The sequence below is a fragment of the Bacillus sp. FJAT-14266 genome, assembly GCF_001719225.1.
GTDB lineage: Bacteria > Bacillota > Bacilli > Bacillales > Bacillaceae > Bacillus > Bacillus subtilis.
Window position 1 is genome coordinate 4,079,358 of the sequence record NZ_CP017072.1, and the last position, 15,643, is coordinate 4,095,000.

At 44.1% G+C, this 15,643-nt stretch carries 12 protein-coding genes; 10 read left to right on the forward strand and 2 right to left on the reverse strand.

All coding sequences use genetic code 11. The features are described from left to right. Window positions 1–14 precede the first annotated feature (14 nt). From BGM23_RS21045 to BGM23_RS21090, 10 genes are all read left to right on the forward strand, one after another. Window positions 15–866 carry a MurR/RpiR family transcriptional regulator gene (locus BGM23_RS21045; RefSeq protein ID WP_029726925.1) on the forward strand — a complete coding sequence of 284 codons (852 nt, stop codon included), beginning with the start codon at window positions 15–17 and terminating at the stop codon, window positions 864–866. Window positions 867–891: 25 nt separating this feature from the next. After that, the gene (locus BGM23_RS21050) at window positions 892–2,259 is read left to right on the forward strand and encodes a PTS transporter subunit EIIC (protein WP_014475625.1); all 1,368 of its coding nucleotides are present in this window, start codon (window positions 892–894) and stop codon (window positions 2,257–2,259) included. Between the two features lie 56 nt (window positions 2,260–2,315). Next, on the forward strand, window positions 2,316–3,641 hold the full coding sequence (gene amiE / locus BGM23_RS21055) for an N-acetylmuramoyl-L-alanine amidase (protein WP_029726924.1): 1,326 nt from the start codon (window positions 2,316–2,318) through the stop codon (window positions 3,639–3,641). Window positions 3,642–3,668: 27 nt separating this feature from the next. Beyond that, window positions 3,669–5,597, forward strand: coding sequence for a beta-N-acetylhexosaminidase (gene nagZ, locus BGM23_RS21060; protein WP_029726923.1), 1,929 nt, complete (start codon window positions 3,669–3,671; stop codon window positions 5,595–5,597). A gap of 13 nt (window positions 5,598–5,610) precedes the next feature. Beyond that, on the forward strand, window positions 5,611–6,855 hold the full coding sequence (locus BGM23_RS21065) for an exo-beta-N-acetylmuramidase NamZ family protein (protein WP_015252972.1): 1,245 nt from the start codon (window positions 5,611–5,613) through the stop codon (window positions 6,853–6,855). 190 nt (window positions 6,856–7,045) lie between these two features. Next, on the forward strand, window positions 7,046–8,635 hold the full coding sequence (btr, locus tag BGM23_RS21070; protein WP_029726922.1) for a bacillibactin transport transcriptional regulator Btr: 1,590 nt from the start codon (window positions 7,046–7,048) through the stop codon (window positions 8,633–8,635). A 90-nt stretch (window positions 8,636–8,725) separates the two neighbouring features. Next, window positions 8,726–9,679 carry an iron ABC transporter substrate-binding protein FeuA gene (gene feuA / locus BGM23_RS21075; RefSeq protein ID WP_014475620.1) on the forward strand — a complete coding sequence of 318 codons (954 nt, stop codon included), beginning with the start codon at window positions 8,726–8,728 and terminating at the stop codon, window positions 9,677–9,679. Window positions 9,680–9,697: 18 nt separating this feature from the next. Beyond that, a complete protein-coding gene (locus tag BGM23_RS21080) occupies window positions 9,698–10,702 on the forward strand; it encodes a FecCD family ABC transporter permease (RefSeq protein ID WP_015715127.1) in 1,005 nt (334 codons plus the stop codon). Next, a complete protein-coding gene (feuC, locus tag BGM23_RS21085) occupies window positions 10,695–11,705 on the forward strand; it encodes an iron ABC transporter permease FeuC (RefSeq protein WP_029726921.1) in 1,011 nt (336 codons plus the stop codon). Before BGM23_RS21080 ends, feuC begins: the two co-directional genes overlap by 8 nt. After that, window positions 11,702–12,454, forward strand: coding sequence for an alpha/beta hydrolase (locus BGM23_RS21090; RefSeq protein ID WP_029726920.1), 753 nt, complete (start codon window positions 11,702–11,704; stop codon window positions 12,452–12,454). The genes feuC and BGM23_RS21090 overlap by 4 nt, the downstream gene beginning before the upstream one ends. 9 nt (window positions 12,455–12,463) lie before the next feature. Here BGM23_RS21090 and BGM23_RS21095 read toward each other — a convergent pair whose 3' ends face one another. Both BGM23_RS21095 and BGM23_RS21100 read right to left on the reverse strand, forming a co-directional pair. Next, window positions 12,464–13,384 (reverse strand): bile acid:sodium symporter family protein, encoded by a 921-nt coding sequence (locus tag BGM23_RS21095; RefSeq protein WP_014478637.1) that lies wholly within the window; start codon window positions 13,382–13,384, stop codon window positions 12,464–12,466. A 145-nt stretch (window positions 13,385–13,529) separates the two neighbouring features. Beyond that, window positions 13,530–14,966, reverse strand: coding sequence for a SulP family inorganic anion transporter (locus BGM23_RS21100; RefSeq protein WP_015252977.1), 1,437 nt, complete (start codon window positions 14,964–14,966; stop codon window positions 13,530–13,532). Window positions 14,967–15,643 lie beyond the last annotated feature (677 nt).

The following is a 15,643-nucleotide window of genomic DNA, read 5'->3' on the forward strand; positions in this document are numbered from 1 at the left end:
AGGAGAGAACTAGAATGGCCACAGGCGGTTTAGCGATCATCCAATCAATGAAGCATAAGCTCCCTCCATCCGAGCGCAAACTTGCAGATTATATCCTAGCCCATCCCCACAAAGCAATCGAAAGCACGGTCAACGAAATCAGCGCCTTAGCCAATTCAAGTGACGCTGCCGTCATCAGGCTCTGCAAATCACTCGGTTTGAAAGGATTTCAAGATTTAAAAATGAGAGTAGCAGGCGATCTGGCAAAGCCTACTTTTCAGGGCTACCGGGATATTGTTCCCCACGAGCCGCTGCCCTCCATTTCCGAAAAAACGGCCGGCAATGCCATTCAAGCCATTCAGGATACTTCAGACCTGATGGACTACAAAGAGCTTGAGCGAGCGGTTTCTATGCTTCTCAAAGCTCATACCGTGCATTTTATCGGCCTCGGGGCTTCCGGCATTGTCGCCAAGGACGCCCAGCAAAAGTGGCTTCGCATTCATAAACAAGCAACCGCGTTTACAGACACTCATCTTGTGGCATCTTTAATCGCAAATGCAGATAAAGACGACATCGTATTCGCCATCTCGTTTTCAGGAGAGACACTGGAAATCATTGAACTGTTTGCCATGGCTAAGGAAAAAGGCATCACAACGATCAGCCTCACACAATTCAGTCAGACATCCGTCTCCGCACTGGCTGATGTCCCTTTGTATACAGCCCATTCCAATGAAGCCTTGATTCGAAGTGCAGCCACTTCCTCCCGCCTCGCCCAGCTTTTTATAATTGATGTTTTGTTTTTAGGCATGGCGGCTGAGCAGTATGAAACGACAACCGGTTATATCGATAAAACGAGAGCAGCCATCCAATCTATGAGAAAAAAATAAGGCATCTTGAAGGGGAGGGGTTTTAATGAGCAAAGAAAATAACTACCATCATCTCGCACAGAAAATCCTTGAGCTATGCGGAGGAAAATCCAATATTTCTTCATATACGCATTGCATGACACGCCTGCGCATTACGCCTTACGATGAAAGCAAAGCGGATGCTCAGGCTTTAAGAAAGCTTGACGGCGTATTGGGGGTCGTTGAAGCTGAAACCTTACAAATTATCCTCGGCACAGGAGTTGTCAATCATGTTACAGCTGCTTTCTCAAAGCTCGTGTCAGCAGAAGAAGGTGCCGATGTCAAAGAAGCAGCGGCCAAAAAGAAAGCCGATATCAATCGAAAAAACGCCACTCCTTTTAAACTTTTCTTACGTAAAATTGCCAGCATTTTTATCCCTCTTATTCCCGCTCTAGTCGCTTCCGGTTTAATTACTGGGATTACCAAAGCAATTATTCAAGCAGGCTGGCTCTCTGCAGACTCACAAATTGCGGTTATCCTGACAGTCATCGGATCAGGGCTGTTCACTTATCTCGGCATTCTCGTCGGTATTAACGCTTCGAAAGAATTTGGCGGGACACCCGCACTTGGGGCTTTGGCCGGGATCTTGATTATCAATCCGGAGATCGCAAAAATCAGTTTATTTGGAGAAGAGCTTCTCCCGGGCAGGGGAGGTCTGATCGGCGTCCTTTTCGCAGCCATATTCATTGCTTACACCGAACAATTTATTCGCCGTTTTATCCCTCAATCACTCGATATCATTGTCACACCCACCGTTTCACTGTTAATCACCGGAATCGTAACGTATGTCGTATTTATGCCTTTAGGCGGATTCATTTCTGATGCCATTACATCCGGCCTTCTGTCCATCCTGGACATCGGCGGCATCGCTGCAGGCTTTATTCTGGGCGCAACCTTCCTTCCTCTCGTCGTAACCGGACTGCATCAAGGCTTGACGCCTGTGCACATGGAACTGATCAATTCAATTGGCAATGATCCTCTGCTCCCTATTTTGGCTATGGGAGGTGCAGGACAGGTAGGCGCGGCCTTTGCCGTTTTCGTGAAGACGAAAAAAACAACACTGAGGAAAGCAATCGCCGGCGGGCTTCCATCGGGACTGCTCGGCATTGGTGAACCGCTTATTTTCGGAGTCACGCTGCCGCTTGGCCGTCCGTTTTTAACAGCATGTTTAGGAGCTGGAATCGGCGGCGCCTTTCAAGCTTATTTTCAAGTAGCCACCATTGCGATTGGTGTCTCCGGACTGCCGCTTTCTTTTCTAGTCCTGCCTTCGCAAATCATCCTGTATATCGTTGGGCTCTTTATTTCCTACGCGGCCGGTTTTTTATTGACCTATGCATTCGGATATAAAGATGAAATGGCTTCTCAGTTCGATTAAATTGTTTCTGTTTTAGGGATAGTAAACGGGATAGAAGCACAGAAAGGGGCTAGCCTGTGAAAACAAAGACACTGTTCATATTCAGTGCCATTTTAACCCTATCGATATTTGCGCCAAATGAAACCTTCGCACAAACAGCAGACAACTTGATTGAGCCGAAAATCATAAATGCAGAAACTGCACAATTCTCGACGAAGAAGCTAAGGAAGGTAGATCAGATGATAGAACGGGATATTGCAGCAGGATTTCCAGGCGCCGTTCTTGTGGTGGTGAAGGATGGACGTATCATAAAAAAAGCAGCATACGGCTACAGTAAAAAGTACGAAGGATCAGAACTGCTGCGCCGTCCGGCCAAAATGAAAACCCGCACGATGTTTGACTTAGCCTCAAATACAAAAATGTACGCAACAAATTTTGCATTGCAGCACTTAGTCAGCCAAGGAAAACTTGACGTCTATGAAAAAGTTTCTGCATATTTGCCGGGTTTCAAGGATCAGCCGGGTGACCTCATAAAAGGAAAAGACAAGATACGTGTCATCGATGTCCTCCAGCACCAATCAGGGCTCCCATCAAGCTTTTACTTTTACACGCCGGAAAAAGCCGGCAAGTACTATTCCCAGGAACGGGACAAAACGATTGAATATTTGACGAAAATTCCGCTCGATTATCAAACTGGGACAAAGCACGTATACAGTGACATTGGATATATGCTACTCGGATGTATTGTCGAAAAACTCACCGGTCAACCGCTTGATGTCTACACGGAGCAAGAGCTCTACAAACCGCTCAGGCTGAAGCATACCTTGTACAATCCGCTGCAAAAGGGCTTTAAACCGAAACAGTTCGCAGCTACTGAACGAATGGGCAATACACGTGACGGCGTTATTCAATTCCCTAACATCCGCACAAACACGCTGCAAGGAGAGGTGCATGACGAAAAAGCGTTTTACTCAATGGATGGCGTGTCTGGGCATGCCGGATTGTTCTCAAATGCAGATGATATGGCCATACTGCTGCAAGTCATGTTAAACAAAGGTTCATACCGAAACATTTCTTTATTTGATCAGAAAACAGCCGACCTGTTTACAGCACCTTCAGCAACAGATCCGACATTCGCTCTTGGCTGGAGGCGGAACGGAAGTAAAAGCATGGAATGGATGTTTGGCCCTCATGCCAGCGAAAATGCTTACGGGCATACCGGCTGGACGGGGACAGTTACAATTATTGATCCAGCATACAATTTAGGCATCGCATTGTTAACAAATAAAAAGCATACACCAGTTATTGATCCGGAAGAAAATCCAAACGTCTTTGAGGGTGATCAATTTGCAACAGGCAGTTATGGAAGTGTCATAACCGCGATTTATGAAGCGATGGAGTGAATGATTAGACGATAGGAGGAAGTTTCTATGAGACCTGTCTTTCCGCTTATCCTTTCAGCCGTTCTCTTTCTTTCATGCTTTTTCGGGGCCAGACAGACAGAAGCCTCTGCATCCAAACGTTCAATCGATGCCAATCAGATTGTCAATCGTATGTCGTTAGATGAAAAACTCGGCCAGATGCTGATGCCTGATTTTAGAAATTGGCAAAAGGAAGGCGAGTCCTCTCCGCAAGCCCTTACAGAAATGAATGATGAAGTCGCCAGCCTCGTCAAGAAATATCAATTCGGAGGCATCATCCTTTTTGCAGAAAATGTAAAAACAACAAAACAAACTGTCCAACTGACAGACGATTACCAAAAGGCAAGTCCAAAAATCCCGCTCATGCTGAGTATTGATCAGGAAGGCGGCATTGTAACGCGGTTAGGGGAGGGCACTAATTTCCCAGGGAATATGGCACTGGGCGCAGCCAGAAGCAGAATCAATGCGTATCAGACCGGCAGCATCATCGGGAAAGAGCTCTCTGCCTTAGGCATCAATACAGATTTCAGCCCTGTCGTGGACATTAACAATAATCCTGATAATCCTGTAATCGGCGTACGGTCATTCAGCTCCAATCGAGAACTGACATCACGCCTCGGTCTATATACGATGAAAGGGTTGCAGCGGCAGGATATCGCGTCTGCCCTCAAACATTTCCCGGGACATGGAGACACGGACGTTGACAGCCATTATGGACTGCCGCTCGTTTCCCATGGCCAAGAACGGCTTCGTGAGGTCGAACTTTATCCTTTTCAAAAAGCAATTGATGCTGGTGCTGATATGGTGATGACAGCCCATGTTCAGTTTCCCGCCTTTGATGACACCACTTACAAAAGCAAACTCGATGGATCGGACATTCTGGTTCCAGCTACACTTTCGCAAAAAGTGATGACAGGTCTTCTTCGTCAGGAAATGGGCTTTAATGGGGTCATCGTTACCGATGCGCTCAATATGAAGGCAATTGCAGATCATTTCGGACAGGAGGAGGCTGTGGTCATGGCCGTAAAAGCTGGTGTCGATATTGCATTAATGCCAGCCTCAGTCACTTCAATGAAAGAAGAACAGAAATTCGCACGTGTCATTCAAGCTTTGAAAGAAGCCGTGAAAAACGGGGATATTCCTGAACAACAAATCAACAAATCAGTTGAAAGAATCATTTCCCTGAAAATAAAACGCGGCATGTATCCAGCACGAAACAGCGACAGTACAAAAGAAAAAATAGCCAAAGCCAAAAAAATCGTAGGAAGCCAGCAGCACCTGAAAGCAGAGAAAAAAATAGCTGAAAAAGCAGTAACTGTATTAAAAAATGAACAGCACACTTTGCCGTTCAAGCCTAAAAAAGGCAGCCGAATCTTAATTGTGGCACCTTACGAAGAACAAACTGCTTCAATCGAACAAACCATTCACGATCTCATCAAGCGAAAGAAAATCAAACCCGTATCCCTCAGCAAAATGAACTTTGCCAACCAAGTATTTAAGGCCGAGCATGAAAAACAAGTAAAAGAGGCTGATTATATCATTACCGGCTCCTATGTCGTCAAAAATGACCCTGTCGTCAACGACGGTGTCATCGACGACACAATATCAGATTCAAGCAAATGGGCCACCGTGTTTCCGAGAGCTGTCATGAAAGCCGCACTGCAGCACAACAAACCATTTGTCTTAATGAGCCTGCGCAACCCCTATGACGCAGCCAATTTCGAAGAAGCAAAAGCACTGATTGCAGTCTATGGCTTTAAAGGATACGCAAATGGCAGTTATCTTCAACCTAATATTCCGGCCGGAGTGATGGCGATATTCGGCCAGGCAAAACCTAAAGGCACACTTCCAGTTGACATTCCGTCAGTCACGAAACCAGGGAACACCCTTTACCCATTTGGCTACGGATTAAATATCAAAACGGGAAGACCGCTTTAATAAGGAGGGACACATGAGAAAAACAATATTCGCTTTTCTGACAGGGCTCATGATGTTCGGAACGATAACCGCTGCCTCTGCTTCACCCGATTCAAAGAATCAAACGGCTAAAAAACCTAAAGTCCAGACTGGGATAGACACGCTCTTGCCAGACTATAAAAAACAGCTCAAGGGAAAACGTATCGGACTGATCACCAATCCAACCGGAGTAAACGCATCTCTGAAAAGCAGTGTCGATATCCTTTACGAGAACCCGGATATCAAACTGACAGCTTTATTCGGCCCTGAACACGGCGTCCGCGGTGACGCCCAGGCTGGAGACGAAGTAGGCTCTTACATTGACGAAAAAACCGGGGTTCCCGTATACAGCCTCTACGGAAAAACGAAAAAACCGACTCCAGAAATGCTGAAAAATGTCGATATTCTAATGTTTGACATTCAGGATGTCGGGACCCGTTTCTACACGTACATTTATACAATGGCATACGCAATGGAAGCCGCTAAAGAAAACGGCATTCCATTTATGGTGCTAGACCGTCCGAATCCCCAAGGCGGGAATCATATTGAAGGGCCAATCTTAGAACCTGAATACGCCTCATTTGTCGGATTGTATCCCATTCCATTGAAGCATGGGATGACGATAGGCGAATTGGCTTTACTGTTCAACAAAGAATTTGATATTGATGCCGATCTTACAGTGGTAAAAATGAAACACTGGAAACGAAAAATGGATTTTGACGATACCCGATTGCCTTTCGTCCTCCCTTCGCCTAACATGCCGACGGTGGAAAGCACATTTGTTTATCCTGCAACCGGGCTGATTGAAGGAACAAATATATCCGAAGGGCGAGGGACAACAAAGCCATTCGAATTGATCGGAGCTCCCTTTATCAAAAGCACAGAACTTGAAGAAACATTAAACAGCCTCCATTTGCCGGGCGTAACATTTAGGGCAGCATCCTTCACACCGACGTTTTCTAAACATCAAGGAACGCTTTGCCACGGTGTGCAGCTCTATGTGACAGACAGAGATAAGTTTGAAGCCGTTAAAACGGGTCTTTCAGTCATTAAAACCATACACGATCTCTATCCTGAGGATTTTGAGTTCCTGTCAACAGGTTCATTCGATAAACTGGCAGGCAACGGCTGGATCAGGACAAAAATTGAAAATGGAACTTCGGTTGAGGGCATCATAAACAGCTATGAAAAAACACTCCAACAATTCAGCAAAACAAGAAAAAAATATCTCATTTATTAGAACGTAAGCATCGTATGTTACACGTGTAACATATTCTTACTGAACGAAAGACCCTTACTTTTACACATAAGTAAGGGTTTTTTTCATGCTAAAAACCCACCCGCTTTATATAGGAAAACTTTCATTTATTTGGTACAATTTTTATTGAAAATGATTATCAATTGAAAGCTTCTGAAAAGGTGGTCTACTCGTGCAAAATGCAGTGATTTATCAACCGATACAAATTGAATATCTAAAAAAGACAAGTGATCTCTTCTCAGAACAGCAATTAGCCGATTCATTCGTGCTGATTTTTCATTTAAAAGGAAACGGCTATATTTCGATCGGAACAAACACCAATCCTCTGCAAAAAAAGACACTTTATGTTTGTCCGCCTAACGAGACCTTTGGCTTTATGCCAGCAGCCGATGGACATATAGATGCCTGTCTGATCAGGCTTCAAAGCTATATCAAGGAAGCCGGCCAAGATATTTACACACCGTGCACAGAATCGGAATTAGCCAAACTGAAGCTTATGAATGTTTCACATATCGAAAATCTTGCAGTCCGGCTTCAAGAGCTTGCCGCACTATGGAATGAATCGTCTCAGCTTTCTCAGCTAAAATGTGTGATTGAAGTACAAAGCCTGATTTATGATCTTTTTACTGCCAGTTTATCTGATCAAACGGATACACATTCAGCAATCGAAAAAACAAAACACTATATCGAAACACATGCCGATACAAAAATCACGCTTGCCCAGCTGTCGCAAATGGCAGGAATCAGTGCCAAACACTACAGTGAAAGCTTTAAAAAATGGACAGGACAGAGCGTAACAGAATTTATTACGAAAACACGAATCACAAAGGCAAAACGGCTCATGGCAAAATCAAACTGCAAATTGAAAGAAATCGCACACCAAACCGGTTATCAAGATGAATTTTATTTCAGCAGAATCTTTAAAAAATATACAGGCTGTTCACCTACAAGCTATATGAAAAAACGCCGAAAGAAAATCGCCGCATACGGAAGGGGCACAATGGGCCATCTCATCCCTCTTCACCACATACCTTTTGCGGCCGCTCTGCATCCGAAATGGACGTCTTACTACTATCAGCATTATTCGACAGATATACCCGTCCAGCTCAGTGCATACCGGTTTAATGAAAAGTGGGAAGAAAACCTGTACACGTTATCGCAGGCAGAACCAGATGTGATTGTCAGCATGGATTCTATTTCTCCAGAAGAACAAGATCGCCTGAATCGCATCGCAGAAGTCATGTACCTTCCTTCAGAAGAAAGCTGGAGAACCCACTTTCTGCAAACTGCCTCATTTTTAAAGGAGGAGTCCGAAGCAGAAAAGTGGCTAGCGGATTATGACCAGCAGACAACAGCCGCCAAAAAAACACTTCAGCACGTTCAAGGGCTGCGTTTTCTCTTTTTGAGGCTGCATAAGCAAAACTTCTATCTGGCACATAACCGAAGTGTCCGCGAAGTTTTCTTTGGGGATTTAGGATTCAGCTCGGCAACAACGGCTGACACACCTTCAGAACAAGCGATTTCGTTAGAAAATATCGCAAATTACCAAGCTGACTGTATGATGCTTTTTCTTTTTAAAGAGCCGGAGACCATAGCTTACTACCAGCAATTACAGCAGACAGAAGCATGGCAAAACCTAAGCGCGGTACGAGATAACCGTGTTTATCTTCTATCCCTTGACCCGTGGAATGAATACTCAGCTTGCGGGCACGAACGCATCGTTCAGCAAACTGTTTCTTTACTATCCGGAGATTGTCCATGATAAATCAGGAATTTGTCCATGGTGTTATATCTGTTCATTCTCTATAATTCCAATTGATAATAGTTATCAATTGAACAGGAGGCTCTATAGATGAAAAAGATATCTCTTACCTTATTAATCTTGCTTCTCGCGCTGACGGCGGCAGCTTGCGGCAGCAAAAATGAATCAACTGCCAGCAAGGCAAGCGGCACAGCATCTGAGAAGAAGAAAATTGAATATCTTGATAAAACATATGAAGTAACTGTACCGACAGACAAAATCGCCATTACGGGAAGCGTTGAATCAATGGAAGACGCGAAATTGCTTGACGTTCATCCGCAAGGCGCAATTTCATTCTCCGGCAAATTCCCTGATATGTTCAAAGACATCACTGATAAAGCCGAACCAACCGGAGAAAAAATGGAGCCAAATATTGAAAAGATTCTTGAAATGAAGCCTGATGTTATCCTTGCTTCAACAAAGTTTCCGGAAAAAACGCTGCAAAAAATCAGCACAGCAGGCACGACGATCCCAGTTTCTCATATCTCTTCAAACTGGAAGGAAAACATGATGCTGCTTGCCCAGCTGACCGGAAAAGAGAAAAAAGCAAAGAAAATTATTGCAGACTATGAACAAGATCTAAAAGAAACAAAAACAAAAATCAACGATAAAGCGAAAGATTCAAAAGCGCTTGTCATTAGAATTAGACAAGGCAACATTTACATTTACCCTGAACAGGTGTATTTCAACTCCACACTATACGGTGATTTAGGCCTTAAGGCGCCTAACGAAGTAAAAGCTGCAAAAGCGCAAGAGCTGATTTCATTAGAAAAATTAAGTGAAATGAACCCGGACCATATTTTCGTCCAATTTTCTGATGATGAAAATGCAGATAAACCTGATGCCTTAAAAGATTTAGAGAAAAATCCAATCTGGAAAAGCCTTAAAGCAGTCAAAGAAGACCATGTGTATGTCAACTCAGTGGACCCTCTCGCACAAGGCGGCACAGCTTGGAGCAAAGTCCGTTTCCTGAAAGCGGCTGCTGAAAAATTGACACAAAACTAATTCAGAGTAGGTTTTTGTATGTATTCAAAACAGTGGACACGTATCATATTGATTACTTCTCCATTTGCTATAACGCTGTCACTTTTACTTTCAATCCTTTATGGGGCAAAGCATCTTAGCACAGATATTGTTTTTACATCTCTTATTCATTTCGATCCGGGAAACACAGACCATCAAATTATATGGCATTCCCGGATTCCAAGGGCTGCCGGCGCTCTGCTCATAGGGGCAGCCCTTGCTGTTTCTGGAGCGCTTATGCAGGGCATTACGCGCAATTATTTAGCTTCGCCATCCATTATGGGTGTTTCAGATGGTTCAGCGTTTATCATTACGCTTTGCATGGTTCTGCTCCCGCAATCATCTTCGATTGAAATGATGATATACTCTTTTATCGGCTCAGCGTTAGGAGCTGTGTTAGTATTCGGCCTTGCCGCCATGATGCCAAACGGATTTACCCCCGTGCAGCTCGCCATCATCGGCACAGTCACAAGCATGCTGCTCAGCAGCTTATCAGCGGCCATGTCGATTTATTTTCAAATTTCTCAGGATCTCAGTTTCTGGTACAGTGCCAGACTTCATCAAATGAGTCCGGATTTCCTGAAGCTCGCCGCTCCGTTTTTCCTGATTGGCATTATAATGGCCATTTCTCTCAGCAAAAAGGTAACCGCTGTATCATTAGGGGACGACATTTCTAAAAGCCTGGGGCAAAAGAAAAAAACCATTAAAATCATGGCGATGCTTTCCGTCATCATTTTAACCGGCAGTGCCGTAGCGCTGGCCGGAAAAATTGCGTTTGTCGGATTGGTTGTTCCGCATATCACGAGATTTCTCGTCGGCTCTGATTACAGCAGGCTGATTCCGTGCTCCTGTATTTTGGGCGGAATCTTTTTAACCCTGTGTGATCTCGCAAGCAGATTTATCAACTATCCGTTTGAAACACCGATTGAGGTCGTAACATCCATTATCGGCGTACCTTTCTTCCTTTATTTAATTAAACGAAAAGGAGGGGAGCAAAATGGCTAAAAAATATGCATTGTTCATCGCTTTGATTCTTGTTGTCAGTTATTTCAGCTTAACGAGCGGATCATTTTCTGTTCGTCCTGCTGAGCTGCTCTCCACTCTTTTTCAAATCTACCCGAATCCGCAGTATGAAATTTTGCTGTTCGATTTAAGACTGCCGCGGGTTGTCATGGCTGCTATTATTGGACTCGGTCTTGGCATTGCAGGCGCTGTTATCCAGGCCATCACGAGAAACGGGCTTGCTGATCCTGGAATTCTCGGAATCAACGCAGGGGCAGGAGCCGGCATTGTAGCGTTTATGCTCTTATTCCAAGGCCAGAAGGAAGTGACATCCATAGCTGCAGCGATGGGAATGCCGCTCTTTGGATTGATAGGCGGGCTCATCGCGGCGATCCTGATTTACATATTTGCATGGCACAGAGGCAATTTAGATTCAGGAAGAATTATTCTGGTAGGGATTGCGATCAATTCAGGGTTCAGCGCCCTGTCTTTGTTTTTATCTTTAAAAATGGACCCGCAAGACTATCAAATGGCCATGGTGTGGAAAAACGGAAGCATCTGGTCTGCCAACTGGACGTATATCACAGCCGTTCTCCCATGGATGCTGCTGTTTATACCGATTCTTATCGGCAAATCCCGCCTGCTCGACACCATTCGTTTTGATGAAGACACAGTCAGAAGCCTCGGCATTTCATCAAATAAAGAAAAAACCATCCTGCTCGTAGCCTGTGTAGCAATCATCAGCGCCTGTGTCTCCGTAGCGGGAAGTATGGCGTTTGTCGGCTTAATTGCTCCCCATATCTCACGGAGACTGGCTGGCGTCGAACATCGCTATATCCTGCCACTGAGCGGTTTAATCGGGATGCTTCTTGTGATAAGCGCAGACTTTGCCGGAAAACTGTTTTTTCAGCCCGCAGAAGTGCCCGCAGGCATCATTTTGGCGATCCTCGGAGTTCCTTATTTCTTATATCTGCTTTTCAAGCAAAAAAAGGGGGAGAATGCTTGAAAGGATCTCTTTCAGAACACAAAGCCGGCAACAGGAGGTTCACGCTGTACCTCCCTCCTTCCTACAGCACAGACAGCGGGGGATTTCCTGCTGTTTACGTGCAGGATGGCAGTTCTTTGTTCCAAAACCAAATCGAATTATTAGAAAGCGCATATCAACAGCAAAGGCTCCCTGAACTCGTGCTGATCGGTATCGAACCCGAAAACCGGCTAAATGAATACACACCTTGGCCGGCTGCATCACTCAGTGATCGGTTCACGGACTTCGGCGGAATGGGATATCACTATCTGTCTGATATAACGAACCAGTTCATTCCGCTAATCGAAGAAAACTGGAACGTCATCAGGGAACCGCAGTCAAGAGGAATTATCGGTGCCTCATTAGGCGGCCTCATCTCAATGTTCGCCTTATTAAAATATCCGTCAATGTTCGGGAAAATAGGCTCTATATCAGGTTCATACTGGTACGAGAACGCAGCGGAAACCATTCATATATCTTCTTTAAAGCCCGGCACTACACGTGTTTTCATGTCTGTCGGGAGTGAAGAAGGCCGTGAAAAACAATCCATTCAGCGACATATGCTGAAAAAAACAAAGCAAGTTCATCAAAGTCTAAAAGAAAAAGGCTTCACTGAAGACCGGTTGTATCTTTCAATTGAAAAAGGAGCGGTGCACCACCGCAAGTATTTCTGCAAACAGTTCATCAACGCGCTCGAATGGCTATACGGAAAAAACCGCTCAACCCTATGAGCGGTTTTTTTATGCTTTCTGCAACATTGGTTTTAATTCAAAACGATTCAGCATATAGCCAAACAAAGCAGCCAATATCTGCTGAAACAGCATGCCGATCACAACAGGAACGGCAACCTGAGACGGGAAGAACGTAACGGCAAGAACTGCGCCGGCACTAATATTCCTCATGCCTCCCGTAAATATAAGAGAGACTATTTCCTCTTGCCGCCTTTTCATCATTTTTCCGATCAGCCAAGCAGCGGCATAGCCTGTTAACGCGATAAAGAATACCGTTACAGCTATTCCTGCAAATCTCAAATCAATGGATTTGAAATAAGGAGCAATCGCTGAACTGTTAATCGCAATCACTGCCATCAAGCAAAGCTTTGAAAAAGGCGACAGCGCACTGCTCACAGACGCAGTTCTTTCTGGAGATGACATCTGATTAAACAGCATGCCCAGAAAAGAAGGAATCACGACCATTACAATCAGACCTTTCATCATTCCCCACACATCCATATGAACCTGAGCGCCGGCCAGCAATGAAAGACTCAGCGGTACGATTAGCGGTGACAGCACAGTATCAATTAAAATAATCGAAAGTGTCAAACCGACATTCCCTTTGTACATCGCTGCCCAAATCAAGCTTGTAATCCCCGTAGGAATCACAACAGCCAATGTTAAACCGGTAATCGTCAAAGGATCACCTTTAAATATAAGATGGCCGCTGCCCCAAGCAAAAAGCGGCATGAAAATATGAAGAACGAATAGTGCAAGAATCATAGGGAGAGGATGAGACAATGCATGTCTCAAAGATTGAAAGTTCGCGCTCAAACTGCCTGCAAACGTAATAAAAGCAAAGATCCAAGGTACAGCCCATTCATACCCATTTAAAAACTGAGACAGCAGCACGCCCAACACCACACTAGTCGGCGTTAACAGCGGCATCACTCTCCCCAATACACGGTTCAGCTTCTGAAGCATCATATGCAAGTCCCCTATTTAAAATTTCTCTTCTCTCTATTATATCAATGCTGCTTAAGTGTATGTTATATAAAAAAGCCCAGATCTCATTCATCTGGGCTTCTCTATTTTATGCCATCTGTTTCATTAGAGATTTACTCGCTTTATTCAAACCTTTTAACTCAGCTTCAATGCCTTGTTCCTTAAACTTCGCAACAATCTTATCAAGTGCGGCCGCACCAGAATCGTCCCATACGTGAGCTTCAGTTAAGTCAATCACAACCCGCTCAATATCCTCTTGATATATAAACGCATTCGTAAGATCAGTCACTGACGCAAAAAAGATTTGCCCCTTCACTTGATACGTTCTAAGCTTTTGATCCTCTGCATGAGAAACGATTTTCAGCTTCGAGATTTTTGCTACAAAGAACACGGCACTTAAAAGAACACCGACAAATACACCCTTAGATAAGTCATCTGTCACAACAACCGTAACCACAGTCACAACCGTGACAATCGAGTCCGTGAGCGGCGCTTTTTTGAGACCTTTTAAAGAAGACCAATCAAAAGTGCCGACAGACACCATAACCATTACAGCCACTAACGCCGCCATTGGGATTTTCACCACGACATGACTTAACACCGCAATTAAAAACATCAGAAAAGCACCGGCAACAAATGCTGACAAACGTCCGCGACCGCCCGCTTTTGTATTAATGACAGATTGTCCGATCATAGCGCAGCCTGCCATTCCGCCAAAGAATCCAGTCACGATATTCGCAATTCCCTGTCCGCGGCTCTCTTTATTTTTATCACTATCCGTATCCGTCATTTCATCAATAATCTGTGCTGTCAGCAAAGATTCAAGCAACCCGACAAACGCTAAAGCAATTGAATAAGGAAAAATAATTTGCAGTGTTTCAAAGGTAAACGGAACATCAGGGATTAAGAAATGAGGCAATGAACTAGAAATATTGCCCATATCACCAACCGTCCGCACATCCACATGGAAAGTGACCGCAATAATTGTCATCACAATAATCGCCACAAGCGGAGACGGAACAGCAGTCGTAAACCTTGGCAGCACATAAATAATAACCAACGACCCGGCAAGCATCGCATACATGCTCCAAGAAGCACCTTCAAACTGGGGAAGCTGCGCAGAGAAGATAAGGATTGCCAGCGCATTCACAAACCCGATCATCACAGAACGCGGGATGAATTTCATTAATCTTGCAATTTTACTGATACCTAAAATCACTTGAATAATGCCAGTCAAAATCGTAGCTGCAAATAAATACTGAAGCCCATGATCAGCAACCAGCGACACCATAACAACTGCCATTGAGCCTGTCGCAGCTGAAATCATGCCAGGTCTGCCGCCAAAAATAGAAATAATAATGGCTATGCAAAATGACGCATAAAGACCGACCATCGGATCCACACCGGCTATAATAGAAAAGCCAATCGCTTCAGGTATTAACGCTAACGCAACTAAAATGCCAGCAAGAATGTCTTTTCGGATATTCCCGAACCATTGCTGTTTTAATGTAAAACTATTATTCAAATATAACGACTCCTTTTTAGTAAAAAATAAATCCGCACCATATCTATTGTATTGGGAGCTTTTTTTATTTTACGGGAGAAAATGAAAAGAAAAACGACCGGAGAAAACGGGGAAACGTTGAGTATATTGTATTGAGGCAAGGAGTTGTCATACAAAGAGTATCATAATAAATTTTTATCAATTACGCAAGATGATTGCTGAAGAAAAAAATGGCTCAAATATAGTCTGAGACATTTTATCATATCCGGATGAAACCAAGAATCGTTTTAATGACAGTAATATCTTTTCTCTCATTTGGCAACCCGAGCCGGTTTCCGAAAAAATAACCTATCATCATTATCTCAGGCTGATAAATATGAGCGGCCTCATTTAACTCTGTATTTTGGCAATCAATAAAACAGCTTTTGCAGGGATTATTCTTAGTTTTTTCTTAGGACTTATTTATGGCCGGCATGTTCGCCATTATTTTATTGTCACCAATCAATTTTATCATGGAAAAACAGAACAAACGACAAGCATGCTGTTCGCTGCCAATGGATTGGCGGCTCTATCCTGCCAATCGCAGTCGGATGGAGTCTGGATGAGTCTCCCGTACAAACTGCATTTTGATTATTTATGACTCTCATGTTGATCATGCTAGGGATTGTATTGGAATTCAAAAGTATTAGAAAACTTTA

Excerpts from the sequence above, each read along its gene's own strand:
- feuC (WP_029726921.1), top strand. The coding sequence starts at position 10,695 with ATGGCTAAAAAATATGCATTGTTCATCGCTTTGATTCTTGTTGTCAGT.
- feuA (WP_014475620.1), top strand. The coding sequence starts at position 8,726 with ATGAAAAAGATATCTCTTACCTTATTAATCTTGCTTCTCGCGCTGACG.
- BGM23_RS21080 (WP_015715127.1), top strand. The coding sequence starts at position 9,698 with ATGTATTCAAAACAGTGGACACGTATCATATTGATTACTTCTCCATTT.
- BGM23_RS21095 (WP_014478637.1), bottom strand. The coding sequence starts at position 13,384 with ATGCCGCTGTTAACGCCGACTAGTGTGGTGTTGGGCGTGCTGCTGTCT.
- BGM23_RS21065 (WP_015252972.1), top strand. The coding sequence starts at position 5,611 with ATGAGAAAAACAATATTCGCTTTTCTGACAGGGCTCATGATGTTCGGA.
- nagZ (WP_029726923.1), top strand. The coding sequence starts at position 3,669 with ATGAGACCTGTCTTTCCGCTTATCCTTTCAGCCGTTCTCTTTCTTTCA.
- BGM23_RS21050 (WP_014475625.1), top strand. The coding sequence starts at position 892 with ATGAGCAAAGAAAATAACTACCATCATCTCGCACAGAAAATCCTTGAG.
- BGM23_RS21045 (WP_029726925.1), top strand. The coding sequence starts at position 15 with ATGGCCACAGGCGGTTTAGCGATCATCCAATCAATGAAGCATAAGCTC.